The sequence below is a fragment of the Roseateles sp. genome, assembly GCF_965262435.1.
Taxonomy (GTDB): Bacteria; Pseudomonadota; Gammaproteobacteria; order Burkholderiales; family Burkholderiaceae_C; genus Paucibacter_A.
Window position 1 is genome coordinate 3,692,443 of the sequence record NZ_OZ253537.1, and the last position, 16,363, is coordinate 3,708,805.

A 16,363-nucleotide genomic window follows, 5' to 3' on the forward strand; every position below is an offset into this window, starting at 1 on the left:
TGGCGGGCGCCAGCCCGCTCGGGCGACGCCGCGTGAATAGGGTGTTAGGGCTTGGCTTCGGTCCAGCCGCCTCCCAGGCTGCGCAGCAAATTGAGCTGGGCATCGAGGGTCTGGGCTTGCAGGTCCAGGGCCTGGCGCTGCTGTTGCAGCAGGGTCTGGCTGGCGTTCAAGACGGCCAGGCGGTTGCCCAGGCCGGCGTTGTGGCGCTGGCGGGCCAACTCCAAAGCGGCCTGCACATGGGCTTGCGCGGCGGCCTGCTCGGCTTTTTGCTCTTGCAGCGAGCGCAGGCTGCGCAGCTGGTCGCTGGCGTCGCGCACGGCTTCCAGCAGCGAGCCGTTGTAGGCCGCAACGGCCGCGTCGGCTTCGGCCGCCGAGCCGCGCAGCTGGGCGCGCAGGCGGCCGCTGTCGAACAGAGGCAGGCGCAGCGAAGGTGCCACGCCGTACTGCAAGCTGCCGGCCTTGAGCAGGTTGTCAAAGCCGATGGCGTTGAAGCCGACAAAAGCGCCCAGCGAGATATTGGGATAGAACTGGGCACGGGCGCTGCTGACTTGGGCCGTGGCGGCCTCGACGCGCCAGCGCGCAGCCACCACATCGGGGCGGCGGCCCAGCAGGTCCAGGCCCAAAGCGCCCTCGCCTGCCAGTGCCAGCGTGGTCGGCAGGGCAGGCTTCAAGTCCTTGAGTGCGGCCATGGGCTGGGCGCTCAAAGCGGCCAGCTGGTGGCGCAGCAGATCGGCCTGTTCATCGAGCTGCAAGGCCTGGCGGCGCAGCTCAGGCAGCGGCAGCTCGGCGGCGCGCAGGTCCTGGGCCGTGTCCAGGCCGGCCTGGCTGCGCTGGCGCACCAGGGCCAGGGCTTGCTCGCGCTCGTCGCTCTGGCGCGCCAACAGCTCGCGCTGGGCCAGCACGCGGGCCAGCTGCACATAGCTGCGCGCCAGCTGGCTGCTCAGCATCAGCTGCGCGGCGGCAGCATCGGCACGCGCGGCTTGGGCGCTGCCCAGGGCGGCGTTCAGCTCGGCCTGGTGGCGGCCAAAGAAGTCCCACTCGTAGCTGACCGAGGCTTGCAGGGTGGCGGTGTTGCGAATGGTGCCGGCCAGCGGCGGCGGGTAGACGCTGTGCTCGGGGAAACGCTGGCGGGCGGCATCCAGCCCCAGGCCGACTGCGGCGCGCTCGCTGCTTTGGGCGTTCTCGATGCTGGCCTGGGCGCGTTGAATGCGGGCGCACGCCTGGGCCAAGCTGGGCGCCTCGTTCAGCGCGCGTTGCATCAGGGCATTGAGCTCGGGCGAGTGCAGCTCGGTCCACCAGTCACTGCGCGGCAGGACGGCGCGGCTGGCGGCGTCTGCTGGGGTGTCATCCGACAGACCCAGCTGGCTGGGTGCGAGGCGGCTGGCGGCCGGCGGCAGCGCCGGCTGCAAGGCACAGGCGGCCAGCAAGGCCGGCAGGCTCAGCAGCAGGGTCAGTCGTTTCAAGAGGTGTGCGTTCGGGAGGGACATGGGGGATCCGGAGAAAAGTGGGGGCATGGCAGCGGCACGGGGCGGGCTGGGCAGCGACTCAATCAGCGCCCGGTGCCGACTGCGCCTGGCGCAGGGCCTCGCCGTTGTCGATCATTCGGCGCAGCAGGCTGAGCAGCAGCTGCCATTCCTCATGACTGAAGCCCTTCAGATGGGCGTTGAAGACATCGGACAGCAGGGCCGGCAGCTGGTCGGAGGCGGCAAAGCCGGCGTCCGTCAATCGCACCTGCACGACGCGGCGGTCCTCGACGGAGCGCTCTCGCTGCACCAGGCCCTTGGCTTCCAGGCGGTCCAGCAAACGGCTCAGGGCGCCGGCATCGGCATCGAGCTCGCGGCACAGGGCCGTGGTCGTGCATTGATTGGAGCCAAAGCGCAGCACCATCAGCACGCCCCACTGGGCGTGAGTCAGGTCGCAATCGCTGAGCTGGCGCCCGGCCTGGTGGACGATGGACTGCTGCAGTTTGCGCAGCAGCCAACCCACGCTTTGTTCACGGGTGTAGCTGGCGGGCTGGTAGAAATTGGCCTGGCCCTCTTCGGCCGGCAGCGGGCCGGACGGCAGCGCTGGCGGTCTTGTTTCTTGAGCTTTGGTTTTCGGCATGGTCGGCAATTTATTTGCCTAGGCAAATATTGTCAAGGCAATTAATATCGAAGCGACTGTGCCATGGGCTTGTCGAACACCGGGATTGCCCCATATGCCGACGACCTCGTGCCTGTTCACGCTGCGGCAGCGCGCCGCGCACTCCGCCCCTCCTCCTACACTGCGCCGCATGTCATCACCTTCAGCTGCCACCACGTCTGCCCCTGCACCCGAGCCGACCAACTCGCCAGCCCCGGCCGGCAAAGCCGCCGCTCGTCCGGGCGCTCACCCGCGCTCGCTGAGCGGGCTCTGGCCTTTCTTGCGGCCCTATCGCTTGCGCATCGGCGCGGCCCTGGTGTTTCTGGTGCTGGCCGCGCTGGCCACCTTGGCCTTTCCGCTGGCCCTGCGCCAGTTGGTGGACCAAGGCTTGGGCGGCGCGAGCAACCATGGCGAGCGCTTGATGGCCATGCGCGAGCATTTCCTGGCCTTGTTCGGCGTTGGCGCGGCGCTGGGCCTGTTCTCGGCCGGGCGCTTTTATATGGTGACCTGGCTGGGCGAGCGGGTGACGGCCGACTTGCGCAATGCCGTGTACCGCCATGTGCTGCGGCAAAGCCCGGAGTTTTTTGAAACCACGCAAAGCGGCGAGGTGCTCAGCCGCATCACCACCGACACGACCGTGGTGCAGACGGTGGTGGGCTCCAGCTTGAGCATGGGCCTGCGCAACACGGTCATGGGCATCGGCGCGATGGTCATGCTGGTGGCAACCAACCCGCTGGTCATGGGCCAGGTGCTGGGCATTCTGGTTCTGGTGGTCTTGCCGGCGCTGTATTTCGGCCGGCGCGTGCGCAAGCTCAGCCGCGCCTCGCAAGACCGGGTGGCCGACACCAGCGCCATTGCCGCCGAGGTGCTCAATGCCGTGCCCGTGGTGCAGAGCTACACCCAAGAACATGCGGAAGCCGCACGCTTCGACGCCGCCAGCGAAAGCGCCTTCGACACCGCGCGCAAGCGCACCAAGGTGCGCTCAGGACTGGTGGCTTTCATCATCACCGCCACCTTTGCCGCCCTGCTCTGGGGCCTGTACCAGGGCACGCAAGCGGTGCTGGCGGGCAAGATCACGGCCGGCCATCTGGGCCAGACGGTGGTGTACGTGATTCTGCTGGTCAGCAGCGTGGCGGTGCTGGCCGAAGTGTTTGGTGATGTGCAGCGCGCGGCAGGCGCGACCGAGCGGCTGATGGAGTTGCTGGCCAGTGAATCGCCGGTGGCGGAGACGCGCGATCCCCTGCCTTTGCCAACTGTCCAAGGCGGCACGGCCTTGAGCCTGCAGCAGCTGCAGTTCCACTACCCTTCGCGCCCGGCCCAAGCGGCCTTGGCCGATTTCAATCTGGACATTGCGCCCGGTGAGACCGTGGCCCTGGTCGGCCCCAGCGGCGCCGGCAAGAGCACGGTGTTCCAGCTGCTGCTGCGTTTTTACGAGGCGCAGAGCGGCAGCATCTTGCTGAACGGCGTGCCTACCGATCGCTTGCGTCTGCAAGACCTGCGCTCAGCCATCGGCCTGGTGCCGCAAGACAGCGTGATCTTCTCGACCAGTGCGATGGAAAACATCCGCTACGGCCGGCCCCAGGCCAGCGATGCGGAGGTCATGGCCGCGGCCAAGGCCGCCTTCGCAGACGACTTCATCCGCGCCCTGCCCGCGGGCTATGCCACCTTCTTGGGCGAGCGCGGCGTGCGCTTGTCGGGTGGCCAGCGGCAGCGCATCAGCATCGCCCGCGCCATGCTCAAAAACCCGCCTTTGCTGCTGCTGGATGAGGCCACCAGCGCGCTCGACGCGGAGAGCGAGCGCATGGTGCAGGCTGCACTGGAAGTCGCCATGCAGGACCGCACCACCCTGGTCATCGCCCACCGCCTGGCGACGGTGCAACGCGCCGACCGCATCATCGTCATGGAGCATGGCCGCATCGTCGAGCAAGGCACGCACGCCGAGCTGAGCGCGCGTGGCGGGCTCTATGCGCGCCTGGCGGCGCTGCAGTTCGACCAGTGAAGCCTGCTGGCGGCGCTCAGCCGCGCGCCAGCTGCGCACCGGCCTGAAGCCAGGGCATCAGCGCCTGCTCTGGCATCGGCCTGGCGCCGAACCAGCCCTGGGCCATGCTGCAACCGAGCTGGCGCAGCAGCGCCCACTCCTCCTCGGTCTCAGCACCCTCGCCGACCGTGGACAGGCCCAGATTTCGGCCCAGATCGATGGCGGCCTTGAGCAAGGTCAGCGTGGTGCTGGAGCTGGCGGCGCCACGGACAAAGCTGCGGTCGATCTTGAGCTCAGACACCGGCAGCATGTGCAAATAGGCCAAGGACGACTGGCCCGTGCCGAAATCATCGACCGACCACTCGAAGCCTTGCGCGTTGATCTCCCGCATGCGGTCGATCACGGTGGCCGGGTCTTTCATCACGGCACCCTCGGTCAGCTCCAGGCGGATGTCCTCGGCCTGTGCGCCGGTCGCTGTCAAGAGCCCGGCCAAGAAGCCTGGGAACGCGGCCGAACCGACATCGTGCACGGAGACATTGACGGCAATTTGGGACACCAAACCCGCTCGGCGCAGCTGCGCTGACAACTGCATCGCCCGGCGCAAGACCCACTCGGTGATGCCGCGGATATTGCCGGTACTTTCGGCAAAAGGGATGAAGTCCACCGGAGCCACCTGCCCACGGCTGGGGTGGTTCCAGCGGATCAAGGACTCAAAGCTGGTGACGGCGTTGTCGGCGAGGCGGAATTTGGGCTGTACCAGCAGGGTGAACTCATCATCCTGTGCCGCGCGTTTGAGCTCGGAGATCAAGGAGAGCTGCAAAGGGTCAGCCCGCACCAGGCTGGGTTCGTAGACCGTCCAGAGGGCATCACTGCGCCGGCCCTCGTGCAAGGCGATCTCAGCATTGCTCATCAGGCGATGCATCGAGTTGCCGTGAACCGGGCCGTAAGAAAGCCCCCAGGCGGCGCTGATGTCCACCCATTGCCCGGCCACCTGCAGCGGCGTGGCAAACAAGTCCGAGGCCAGCGCCTGCAATCCAGCCACGTCGGCAGCTTCGCCGGCCAGCACCAGGACAAACTGATCTGCGTAGACGCGGCCGGCTAAGGCCAGGTCAAAGCGGATGCAGGCCTGGCTCAAGCGTTCGCCAACGGCCTGCAATACGGCGTCACCGATGTCTTGGCCAAGTGCCTGGTTGATCGCATTGAAGCGCTGCACATTCAGCATGGCGACTTTGGGCGCAAGCCCGCGCGCAATCCAGCTGTCACCAACCGCGATCAGACGTTCACGATTGCCCAGCCCCGTCAGGCGGTCGCGCTGCGCGGCCTCGATGGCGCGCGTGCTGGCGTCGGTCTGGAACTGTGCCGCGACCTTGCGCACGGCAGCCATGTCCCGTTTCTTGGCCTGATCGAGCAGGCGATGGCGTTGCATCAAGCGGTAGGCCTGCTCCCAGTTGCCCTGGGCGCTGCTCAGCTCGGCCGTCCGGGACCAAAAACGTGACCCCAAGGTCAGCTCACTCCGTGGCATGGTTTGAACCAGGTTCAGCGCTTCGTCGGTGGCTGCCACGGCCTCCGCGCCGCGCCCGGCGGCCTGGTGAACCATGGCCTGCGCCATCCCCAGAAAGCAGAGCACATCGTGGCTGCGCTGGGCCTCTGGCCGTGCCGCTAGGAAGTCGAGATAGGCGCGTGCTTCGTCAACCTGGCCCAGACAGGCAAAGACCTCGGCGCCCAGCACATGGAAGTAGTCGAGATTCGGCCCGTCCAGTTCGGCGGATTTTTCAGGAAAGGACCACTTGCGCAGCAAGGGCATGACTTTCTCGTAGTCGCCGGCGGAGACATAGATGTCCGCGAGGGTGGTCACGGCATTGAATCGGACCCAGCCGCCCAGATCGTTGCTGGCCAAGGCTTGCTCCAGATGGAGGGCGGCTTGCAGCTCATCGCCGGCCAAAAAAAAGGCAATGCCCAAATTGTTCAGCGCCGCCGCCCGCATGCCGCTGTGGTCGATCTCTTGACTCAGTTGCAACATGCGGCAGGCCTGCTGCATATAGCCCACCAGATTGCCAGCGGCCTGGTAAAGCAGCAGCGAGGGACCCATGGCCGCATGCTGTTCCAGCGGGTCTTGCAGGGCGAGGATCTCGTCGCTGAGTTGCTCATAGGCTGCGAGCGCAGCAGCCATATCGTCACCGAAGGTCTCAGCGGCCAGCGCGATGCTTCTCGCGATCAGGCTGCCGGGTCGGTCACCCAGAGCCAGCATGCGTGCGGCCAACTCTCGGTAAGGCTGGCTGGCGCCGGGATTGAGCGAACCCAAACGCAGCAGCACCAACCGCATTCGCAGGATCAAGCGTTCATCGCCGGCGGCCTGGGCCAGGTGCTGCTCGGCCAAAGAAGCGGCCTCGCTGATCGACCCAAAACGCGCCAGCCAGACCTCTCTGAATGCGAGCCTGTGGGCGTCTGCCGAGACCGATGCGGAAGATAGGGACAAGAAACGCCTATGAAGCCAGAGTGACGCTCCGTATTCTAGGGTTGGGCACGGGCGCAGCGATACAGCAAAACGCGGTCAATTTGGCGGGCAATCCTGCAGGCTGCAGCTCAGCCTTGCACTGCGCGGCCAGGGGATTTCCGCTCAGGGCTGAGTGGCAGCCGAAGCTGCGGGCGCTGCAGGGCTGCCGGGGTTGGTGTGGACCACCACGCCCGGAGACAGCGAGATGTCCGAAGCGATCGTCACCTTGGTCACATAGTGGCGGGTTTCGCCAAAACAGCTGGTGGGCAGGCCGACTTTTTCTTCGTAGTGGAGGTTGACGCGCTTGCCCATGACCTCGGTCAGGGCCGCAGCGGTTTCATCGTTGGCGATGGTGAATTGGAATTTTTCAACCGAGCTGCTGCCTGGGATGGACACCAGGGCCAACTCGCCTTCCCAGGTCTTGCAGACCCAGCCCTTCTTGGACAGCTTCTGAATCCAGCCGGCCCGCTCGCCGCTGGAGTAGCTCCAATTCAATGCGGCATAGAAGTAAGCCACGGTCAGGAGCACCAGAACCAGCAGAGCGATGAGCAGGCGTTTGATCAGCATAGGGCCACAAAATGAAAGAAGAACAAGCAGGTGGGAAGTTCGGACGAACGGCAGCACGGGCCGACCGTAAGTTGCCATCATCGCAGCTTGCAAGGAGCTCCCTTGTGACAGCCCCTCCGAACAGACATCCGGCAGCCCTAGAATCCCGGCCCATGAACACCAGCAGCTCCGCCTCCAGCGCACCGGCCGATAACGGCCCGGCGCCCCGCCAGTACGAAGACTTCATGCGCCATGTGTTCGAGCATGGCGTGCACAAAGGCGACCGCACGGGCACCGGCACACGCTCGGTGTTCGGCCACCAGATGCGTTTCGATCTGAGCCAGGGCTTCCCGCTGGTCACCACCAAGAAGGTGCATCTGAAATCCATCATCCTGGAACTGCTCTGGTTCCTGCGCGGCGACTCCAATGTGCAATGGCTGCAAGAGCGTGGCTGCACGATCTGGAATGAATGGGCGCGCGAAGACGGCAGCCTGGGCCCCGTCTACGGTGTGCAGTGGCGCAGCTGGCCCAAGGCCGGAGGCGGTCACATCGACCAGATCGCCGAGGTGGTGCAGCAGCTGAAAGCCAACCCAGACTCGCGCCGTATCATTGTCAGCGCCTGGAATGTGGCCGAGCTGGACCAGATGGCCTTGATGCCTTGCCATGCGTTTTTCCAGTTCTATGTCGCTCCGCCGCAAGCGCCGGGCGAGCGCGGCCGCCTGTCTTGCCAGCTCTACCAGCGCAGCGCCGACATCTTTTTGGGCGTGCCTTTCAATATTGCTAGCTATGCCCTGCTGACCCAGATGCTGGCCCAGCAATGCGATCTGGATCTGGGTGACTTCGTCTGGACCGGCGGTGATTGCCACATTTACGCCAACCACTTCGAGCAGGTGCAGACCCAGCTGGCCCGCGAACCGCGCGCCTACCCACAGATGAAGATCCGGCGCCGGCCGGACTCGATCTTCGGCTACGAGCTGGAGGACTTCGAGCTCGAAAGCTACGACCCGCACCCAGCCATCAAGGCACCGGTGGCGGTATGAGCGGCGAACAGGCAAGCCCCGCTGCCCTGCCCCGCGTGGTCTTGGTCGCCGCCCTTGGCCGCGGTCGGGAGATCGGTCGCGACAACGGCCTGCTCTGGCACTTGCCCGAGGACATGGCCCACTTCAAGGCCCTGACTCAGGGTCAGCCTGTGCTGATGGGCCGCAAGACCTGGGATTCCCTGCCCGAGCGCTTTCGCCCTTTGCCCGGCCGGCGCAATATCGTCCTGTCACGCCAGCCGGGTCTGATGTTGAATGGCGCCGAGGTGTTCACCGATTTGCAAAGTGCCTTGCTGGCTTGCGCCGGTCTGCCCCAGGTCTGCGTGATCGGTGGCGCCCAAATTTACACCGAGGCCATGGCCCACGCCGATGTCTTGGAGCTGACCGAGGTCGATGCAGACTTTGCCGACGCCGACAGTTGGTTCCCGGCCGTGCCTGCGGCCGACTTTGCCGAGACCCGGCGGGAAAGCCAGCACAGCGACAAGAACGGCTGGCGCTTCGACTTTGCGCGCTACGAGCGTCGCGCTGCGGTCTGAACGTTCCAAAACTGAAATCTAGAGAGGATTGAAGCCACCATGTCTGGACACGGGTTCCATGTGCACGGCCCGCACGACCATGAGATTGAACACGCTGCCCACGCCGACCCCAAAGGCTTGGCCGGGCAGTTGGCCGTGATCACGGCCATTCTGGCCACGGTGGGCGCGATGTTCTCTTATATGGGCGGCGCGACTCAGGCCAATGCCGGTCTGTACAAGAACGACGCGGCCATCAAAAAGACCGAAGCCGCCAATCAGTGGTCGCTCTACCAATCCAAGAGCAACAAGCAGAACATGGCTGAACTGGCTCTGGCCCTGGTGCCCGAGGACAAGCGGGCGGGCTACCAGAAGGAAGTGGAGCGCTACAAGGAGGAGAAAGGCGGCATCCGCGACAAGGCCGAGGCCTTGGACAAGGAGTCACAAGCCTTCGATGAAAAGAGTGCCGAGCAGATGCATCTGCACCACCGCTGGGCGCAAGCGACCACGGCGCTGCAGGTGTCAATCGCCCTGGCTGCCATCGCTTTGTTGACCAAGAAGCGCTGGATGGAATGGGCCACCGTCGCCTTGGGCCTGTTGGGCTTCGGCCTTGGCGGTATGGCGGCCTTGCATTTTTGACAAGCGACACGCCGGCCATTACTTGACCCGCCGGCCGGTGCGCTTGGGGTTCGTGGTGCGGTGTCATCTCTAGGGAGGCAGCACCCTCAGAACGTTTTGGCGAGGTGGACCGCCGCTGTCTCGCGCGCGCCTCAAGAGTGCTTCAGCGCTCAATTGCCCGCATTTTCTGCCCCGCCTCGGCCTGATTGGCCTATATTTCACAGTCATATGACAGTCTCGGACTTGTCATATGACGGATGAAATTTTTCTACAGCATCGACTTCTGTCAAATTCCGTCATATCTCTGTCACGACTGCTGTTTAGCATCCGGGCTGCTGAAAGAGCACATCCCATCTAATCACTGGAGTTGACGAATGACCCCTTCTCGCCTTGCCGCTGCCCTGCACATTGCAGGCTTGATGATTGTTGCGACCGCCGCTTCGGCCCAGACTGTCAAGGTTGACCCGGCGCTGCCGGCGTATCAGAAGGCTTCGGGCGTGTCTGGCAACTTCACCAGCGTTGGCTCCGACACCCTGAACAATCTGATGACGCTGTGGGCCGAAGAGTTCAAGCGCGCCTACCCCAACGTCAACATCCAGATCCAAGGTGCGGGCTCCTCCACGGCGCCGCCGGCACTGACCGAAGGTGCGGCCAACTTCGGCCCCATGAGCCGTCTGATGACTGCCCGTGAAGTCGAAGGCTTCGAGAAGAAGCATGGCTACAAGCCCACCGCTGTCGGCGTGGCCATCGACGCCCTGGCTGTTTACGTCAACAAGGACAACCCGATCAAGGGCATGACCATCACCGACTTGGACGCCATCCTGTCGGTCAGCCGCAAGTGCGGCGGCGCATCCGACTTCACCAAGTGGGGCCAAGTCGGCCTGACCGGTGAGTGGGCCAGCCGTGACATCGCCATGTACGGCCGCAACTCGGTCTCGGGCACCTACGGCTTCTTCAAGGACGTGGGCCTGTGCAAGGGCGACTTCAAGCGCAATGTGGCCGAGCAGCCAGGTTCGGCTTCGGTGGTGCAGAGCGTGTCGACCCAGATCAATGCGCTGGGCTACTCGGGCATTGGCTACAAGACCTCGGGCGTGCGTGCCCTGCCGCTGTCGAAGAAGGCCGGTGAGCCTTTCGTTGAACCCGATGCCAAGCACGCCATCGACGGCACCTACCCGCTGGCTCGCGTGCTGTACGTCTACGTGAACAAGAAGCCCAACCAGCCGCTGAACCCGCTGGAGCGCGAGTTCTTCAAGATGGTGCTGTCCAAGCAAGGCCAGGAAGTGACCATCAAGGACGGTTTCGTGCCTGTGCCGGCCGCCATGGCTGCCCGTTTCCTGGGCGAAATCAGCAAGTAAGCAGCGTGGCCGCCGCCACCTTCGGGTGGCAGCGGCCGTGACCGAGCGACTGAGGAACACAAGCCATGAAGACATCTGCACTGAACGCGGCCCTGGCCGTTGCCGTCCTGGGCCTGACGGCCTGCGCCAGCACCCAACCGGTGGCCACGCCCGCCGCTCCGGTGGCCGCACCTGCCCCTGTGGTGACCGCTGCCGCACCGGCTCCGGCTCCCGTGGCCGCACCGGCACCGGTGGTCGAACTGATCAAGGAGTTCTATGTCGTCCTGCCGGAGTCGGGCCGCGTGCACGCCTTCGGCGACCTGAAGAACTACCGCGACTTTTTGAGCCACGGCGAAGTCACCCTGACCCGAACCAAGATCGGCGAAGGCCCAGGCGGCGCGACCGTCGTCTTCGGCATCACCGGTGACGACGTCAAGAGCAACAAGCCCAGCCTCGGTGAAAAGGCCCTGAGCGGCCAGTTCGCCGGCGCACCCGAGTTCTACGGTGAAGTGCTGAAGAACGGCCGCTACTACGTGTTTGGCGATCTGAAGGACATGAAGGACTTCGTGGCCTTCGGCGAAGTGGCTTACGGCTTCTCCGACATCGGCGTGGGCCCCAAGGGCGAGACCCTGGTCTACGTGATGAACAAGGACAGCATCAAGGGTGGCAAGCCCCTGAACCGGATCGAACGTTTCAAGGCTTTGCGGGCTGCCTCCCAGTCCTGATTCAGACCCAAGGGCTCATGCCAGAGCCCATGAGCGAAGAGGGTGAGCAGGCCGGTCCTGCCCACCCTTTCATAACGTCAGCGCGGAACATTTCCCACCCATGAATACAGCCAGTCCAACCCAAACGTCGATCAGCGTCGACCGCGCCATGAGTCGGCGACTGTTGACCGACAAGCTGTTCGAGAAACTGATGACCTTTGGTGGTCTGAGCGTCATCGTGGCGGTTTCCGCCATTTTTGTGTACCTGGTCAGTGTCGTGGTGCCTTTGTTCATGCCGCCTGGCGTTGAACATCGCCAGCAGTTCGCCACCCCCGGCGGCGACGCCCAGACCACCCTGTCCTTGACGGGCGAAGAGCAGCGCGAAATCGGTTCGCGCGTCGGGGCTGGCGGTGCCATCACCTTCTTTAAATTCGCCACCGGCGAGCAAATTGCCCAGACCCAGGTGCCGGTGCCCGCAGGCGCCACCATCACCAGCGCCGACATCGGCGAGCGCCGCAGCTTCGCTCAGGGCTTTGGCCTGTCGGACGGCCGCGTCATCCTGGTCAAGCAGAGCTTTGCGGTCAGCTTCCCCAACAACAAGCGCGTCATCACGCCCGCCCTGGAGTACCCGGTCGGCGAGGCTCCGGTGAGCGTTGACCCGCAGGGCAAGCCCATCAAGCTGCTGGGCATTCAGCAGAGCGAAGAGGGCTCGACCCTGGCAGCAGTCACCGAAGACGGCCGCCTGCTGCTGTCGGCCGTCAATGTCAGCACCAACGCCATGACGGGCGAAACCAAGAGTGAAGTCCAGCAATCGGAAATCCCTTCGGCACCGGTCGGCATCCGCCAACTGCTGATCGAATCCAAGCAGCGCGAACTCTATGTGCTGCACGGCGAACGCAAGCTGGCGCGCTTCAACATCAGCAACAAGTCCAGCCCCGTGCTGCTGGAGACCATCGACCTGGCGCCGGCCGACCAGAAGGTCACAGCCCTGACCATGTTGAGCGGCGGCTTCTCGCTGATCGTCGGTACCGACAAGGGCGCCCTGAGTCAGTGGTTCCCGGTGCGCACCGAGGGCACAAACTTCGCGCTCAAACAAATCCGCGACTTCAAGTCCATGCCGGCTGGCATCACGGCCATGAGCGCCGAGTTCTTCCGCAAGGGCTTCATCGTTGGTGACTCGAGCGGCAATTTGGGCAGCTACTTCGCCACCTCGCAGCGCCAGCTGTTCGTTGAAAAGCTCAGCGACAAGCCGCTCACCGTGCTGGGCGTGCCGCCGCGCGGCAACGGCTATATGGCTCAAGACCAGGCCGGTCGCGTCTACACCGCAGCGGTGGACAACCACTACCCGGAAGTTTCCTTCAGCAGCCTGTGGAGCAAGGTCTGGTACGAAAGCTACGAAGAGCCTGACTATGTCTGGCAAAGCTCGGCCTCGAATGCCGACTTCGAGCCCAAGTTCAGCCTTGCGCCGCTGACCTACGGCACCATCAAGGCTGCCACCTACGCCATGATGGTGGCCATGCCTCTGGCCATCCTGGGCGCGATCTTCACCGCCTATTTCATGACCCAGCGCATGCGCGAGATCGTCAAGCCGACCATCGAGGTGATGGCCGCCCTGCCGACCGTGGTGCTGGGTTTCTTGGCCGGCCTGTGGCTGGCGCCCCTGGTCGAGAACAATCTGGCCGGCGTCTTGATGAGCTTGCTGATGTTGCCGCTGGCCATGGTCGTCGCCTCTTACATCTGGCATCTGATGCCGCGCGGCTTGGTCGAACGCGTGGGCCTGGGTTGGGAAGCCGCCCTGCTGATGCCGATCGTGGTGGTGGTGATCTGGGGCTTCTTCCAGCTCGGTCATCCGCTTGAAGCCGCCTTCTTTGGCGGTGACCTGCCGCACTGGCTGTCGAACACCGCCGGCATCAGCTTCGAGCAGCGCAACTCGCTGGTGGTCGGCATCGCCATGGGCTTTGCCGTCACGCCGACCATCTTCTCGATTGCCGAAGACGCCATCTTCAGCGTGCCCAAATCCCTGACCTCGGGTTCGCTGGCCCTGGGTGCCACGCCTTGGCAGACCATGATGGGTGTCGTGCTGCTGACCGCCAGCCCCGGCATTTTCTCGGCCGTGATGATCGGCCTGGGCCGCGCGGTCGGCGAAACCATGATCGTGCTGATGGCCACTGGCAACACCGCCGTGATGGACTTCAGCATGTTCTCGGGCTTCCGTACCTTGTCCGCCAATATCGGTGTCGAAATGCCCGAAGCAGGCGTCGGTGAAACCCATTACCGCCTGCTCTTCTTGTCCGCCCTGGTGTTGTTCGCCTTCACCTTCCTCGTCAACACCCTCGCCGAGCTGATTCGCCAGCGTCTGCGCGAGAAGTACAGCACCATCTGACGGAGCACGATCAATCATGAAAGACTGGTTCAAAAGCGGCTCGCCCTGGATCTGGCTCACCGCCGGCGCCGTGGCAGTGTCCGTGCTGGCTGTGGCCGGCGTGATGGCCCTGACGGCCCTGCGTGGCCTCGGCCATTTCTGGCCCAAGGCGGTCATCGAGACCACCTACAAGGAACGTGATGGCACAACCATCGGCCTGATCGGCGAAATCCGTGAGCGCGAGGAAGTGGCCGTGCGCCGCCTGCGCGAAGCGGGCTTCGTGATCCCGGGCAACGACACCTTCACTGACCGTGTGCTCATCAAGTTGGGCAACCGCGATGTCTCGGGCGTGGACTTCCGTTGGTTCCCCCTGCCCTTGCTGGGTGAGCAGACGCTGCCCGAAGATGTGGTGACCGTGGAGCGCCGCGAATGGGGCAATTTCTACGGCCACCTGGTGTCGGTCAAGCAGGACGGCCAGATCGTGGCCAGCGGCGAGGCCGCTTGGCCCGAGCTGCAGCAGCGCGCCGTGCGCGCTCAGCAGCTGTTCAATGAAATCCATGCGGTCGAGAAGAAGGAAATCGGCCGCGTCAATTTCGAACTGGAACGCCTGCGCCTGCAAGAACGCAGCCTGCAGCTGGAAGGCAAGCTCAGCGACAGCAGCAAGGCCGCCATGGAGGTGCAGCGCGAGGCGCTGAACAAGACCTTCGCCAGCCTGCAGGAAAAGACGGATGCGCTGCGCAAGCAGATCGGCCGCGACAGCTTTGTCGGCCGCGTGGCCGATGGCCGCGAGGTCGAGGTGAGCTTGGCCCAGGTGGCCGACGTCTACCGCGCCAACACCATGGGCCTGTTCGACAAGATTGGCCACTATGCCAAGAAGCTGGGCGAGTTCATCTGGGACGACCCGCGCGAAGCCAACACCGAAGGCGGCATCTTCCCGGCCATCTTCGGCACGGTGATGATGGTGCTGTTGATGGCCGTGATCGTGACGCCGCTGGGCATCATGGCCGGCATCTATATGCGCGAGTACGCCAAACAGGGTCCGCTGATCCGCATCATCCGCATCTCGGTGAACAACCTGGCCGGCGTGCCTTCAATCGTCTACGGCGTGTTCGGTCTGGGCTTCTTCGTTTACTTCCTGGGCGGAAATATCGACCGCCTGTTCTTCCCCGAAGCCCTGCCCTCGCCCACATTCGGCAGCCCCGGCATCTTGTGGTCGGCTCTGACCCTGGCCCTGCTGACCTTGCCGGTGGTGATTGTGGCGACCGAAGAAGGCTTGGCCCGCGTGCCGCGCTCGGTGCGCGAAGGCAGCCTGGCTCTGGGTGCAACCAAGGCCGAAACCCTGTGGCGCACGGTCTTGCCGATTGCCAGCCCGGCCATGATGACCGGCTTGATTCTGGCCGTGGCGCGCGCCGCCGGCGAGGTGGCACCGCTGATGCTGGTGGGTGTGGTCAAGCTGGCGCCGGCCCTGCCGCTGGATAGCTTCTTCCCCTTCCTGCACCTGGAACGCAAGTTCATGCACCTGGGCTTCCACATCTACGACGTGGGCTTCCAGAGCCCCAACGTGGAAGCGGCTCGTCCCTTGGTCTACGCCACCGCCATGCTGCTGGTGATCGTGATCATCGGCTTGAACCTGACGGCCATTCGTATGCGCAACCGTCTGCGTGAAAAATTCAAAGAGCTGGACTCGGTCTGATTTCAGACCTCCGTGCCCGCCCCTACCCACTTTTGATCTGGAGAGACATTCATGAGCTCCCTCGCAACTAGCGCCGAATTGCCCAAGCTTAAGATTTCCACCGCCGTGCCCGAGTCGGCAGTGCCGCTCAAGCCCCTGGACGAGCTGGACGTGGCCCTGTCGGTCAAGGAACTGAACCTGTTCTACGGTGCCAAGCAGGCCCTGCACAAGGTGTCGCTGAATATCCCGCGCGGCCATGTGGTGGCCTTCATCGGCCCCAGCGGCTGCGGCAAGTCGACCCTGCTGCGCTGCTTCAACCGCATGAACGACCTGGTCGACGGCTGCCGCATCGAAGGCGAGATCCATCTGGACAACAAGAACATCTTCGACCGCAGCGTCAATGTGGCGCAGCTGCGTCGCCGCGTCGGCATGGTGTTCCAGAAGCCCAATCCTTTCCCCAAGTCCATCTACGAGAACGTGGCTTACGGCCTGCGCTTGCTGGGCGTCAAGGACCGCGCCCAGCTGGACGAGGCGGTCGAGCGCTCGCTGCGCCAGGCTGCACTGTGGAATGAAGTCAAGGACCGCCTGGACAGCAGCGGCCTGAGCCTGTCGGGCGGCCAGCAGCAACGTCTGGTGATCGCTCGTGCGATTGCCCTGGAACCGGAAGTCCTGCTGCTGGACGAGCCCTGCTCGGCCCTGGACCCGATCGCCACAGCCAAGATCGAAGAGCTGCTGCAGGAGCTCAAGAGCAAGTACACCATCGTCATCGTCACCCACAGCATGCAGCAAGCCGCACGTGTGTCGGATTTCGTGGCCTATATGTACCTGGGCGAGCTGGTCGAATACGGCGCCACGCGCGATGTGTTCATGAAGCCCAAGCGCAAGGAGACCGAGGACTACATCACCGGCCGCTTCGGCTGATGCTCAGGGTGGCCCCGCGCCACCCCGCATGAGCGCCTCGTTAGACTGCAACGATTGATTCAAT

At 64.3% G+C, this 16,363-nt stretch carries 13 protein-coding genes; 9 read left to right on the forward strand and 4 right to left on the reverse strand.

Features of this window, described 5'->3' with window-relative positions; genetic code table 11:
* Window positions 1-44: 44 nt before the first annotated feature.
* Together ACQY39_RS15885 and ACQY39_RS15890 are read right to left on the reverse strand one after the other, a co-directional pair.
* Window positions 45-1,487, reverse strand: a complete 1,443-nt coding sequence (locus ACQY39_RS15885) for an efflux transporter outer membrane subunit (protein WP_428507818.1) — start codon at window positions 1,485-1,487, stop codon at window positions 45-47.
* Between the two features lie 58 nt (window positions 1,488-1,545).
* The gene (locus tag ACQY39_RS15890; RefSeq protein WP_428507820.1) at window positions 1,546-2,103 is read right to left on the reverse strand and encodes a MarR family winged helix-turn-helix transcriptional regulator; all 558 of its coding nucleotides are present in this window, start codon (window positions 2,101-2,103) and stop codon (window positions 1,546-1,548) included.
* A gap of 169 nt (window positions 2,104-2,272) precedes the next feature.
* Between ACQY39_RS15890 and ACQY39_RS15895 the strand changes: the two genes are divergently transcribed.
* On the forward strand, window positions 2,273-4,120 hold the full coding sequence (locus ACQY39_RS15895; RefSeq protein WP_428507822.1) for an ABC transporter transmembrane domain-containing protein: 1,848 nt from the start codon (window positions 2,273-2,275) through the stop codon (window positions 4,118-4,120).
* A gap of 16 nt (window positions 4,121-4,136) precedes the next feature.
* Here ACQY39_RS15895 and ACQY39_RS15900 read toward each other — a convergent pair whose 3' ends face one another.
* Both ACQY39_RS15900 and ACQY39_RS15905 read right to left on the reverse strand, forming a co-directional pair.
* The gene (locus ACQY39_RS15900) at window positions 4,137-6,476 is read right to left on the reverse strand and encodes a putative bifunctional diguanylate cyclase/phosphodiesterase (RefSeq protein ID WP_428507824.1); all 2,340 of its coding nucleotides are present in this window, start codon (window positions 6,474-6,476) and stop codon (window positions 4,137-4,139) included.
* A 240-nt stretch (window positions 6,477-6,716) separates the two neighbouring features.
* Window positions 6,717-7,160 (reverse strand): hypothetical protein, encoded by a 444-nt coding sequence (locus ACQY39_RS15905; protein ID WP_428507826.1) that lies wholly within the window; start codon window positions 7,158-7,160, stop codon window positions 6,717-6,719.
* A gap of 152 nt (window positions 7,161-7,312) precedes the next feature.
* On the opposite strand from ACQY39_RS15905, the gene ACQY39_RS15910 reads away from it, so the two are divergent.
* From ACQY39_RS15910 to pstB, 8 genes are all read left to right on the forward strand, one after another.
* Window positions 7,313-8,179 (forward strand): thymidylate synthase, encoded by an 867-nt coding sequence (locus ACQY39_RS15910; RefSeq protein ID WP_428507828.1) that lies wholly within the window; start codon window positions 7,313-7,315, stop codon window positions 8,177-8,179.
* Window positions 8,176-8,712, forward strand: coding sequence for a dihydrofolate reductase (locus ACQY39_RS15915; protein WP_428507830.1), 537 nt, complete (start codon window positions 8,176-8,178; stop codon window positions 8,710-8,712). Before ACQY39_RS15910 ends, ACQY39_RS15915 begins: the two co-directional genes overlap by 4 nt.
* Before the next feature lie 39 nt (window positions 8,713-8,751).
* Window positions 8,752-9,327, forward strand: a complete 576-nt coding sequence (locus tag ACQY39_RS15920; protein ID WP_428507832.1) for a DUF4337 domain-containing protein — start codon at window positions 8,752-8,754, stop codon at window positions 9,325-9,327.
* 353 nt (window positions 9,328-9,680) lie between these two features.
* Window positions 9,681-10,661 carry a PstS family phosphate ABC transporter substrate-binding protein gene (locus ACQY39_RS15925; RefSeq protein WP_428507834.1) on the forward strand — a complete coding sequence of 327 codons (981 nt, stop codon included), beginning with the start codon at window positions 9,681-9,683 and terminating at the stop codon, window positions 10,659-10,661.
* A 65-nt stretch (window positions 10,662-10,726) separates the two neighbouring features.
* The gene (locus tag ACQY39_RS15930) at window positions 10,727-11,365 is read left to right on the forward strand and encodes a hypothetical protein (RefSeq protein ID WP_428507836.1); all 639 of its coding nucleotides are present in this window, start codon (window positions 10,727-10,729) and stop codon (window positions 11,363-11,365) included.
* A 100-nt stretch (window positions 11,366-11,465) separates the two neighbouring features.
* Window positions 11,466-13,727 carry an ABC transporter permease subunit gene (locus tag ACQY39_RS15935; RefSeq protein WP_428507838.1) on the forward strand — a complete coding sequence of 754 codons (2,262 nt, stop codon included), beginning with the start codon at window positions 11,466-11,468 and terminating at the stop codon, window positions 13,725-13,727.
* Window positions 13,728-13,743: 16 nt separating this feature from the next.
* Window positions 13,744-15,399, forward strand: a complete 1,656-nt coding sequence (pstA, locus tag ACQY39_RS15940; protein WP_428507840.1) for a phosphate ABC transporter permease PstA — start codon at window positions 13,744-13,746, stop codon at window positions 15,397-15,399.
* 51 nt (window positions 15,400-15,450) lie between these two features.
* Window positions 15,451-16,299, forward strand: a complete 849-nt coding sequence (pstB, locus tag ACQY39_RS15945; RefSeq protein WP_428507842.1) for a phosphate ABC transporter ATP-binding protein PstB — start codon at window positions 15,451-15,453, stop codon at window positions 16,297-16,299.
* Window positions 16,300-16,363: the final 64 nt, after the last annotated feature.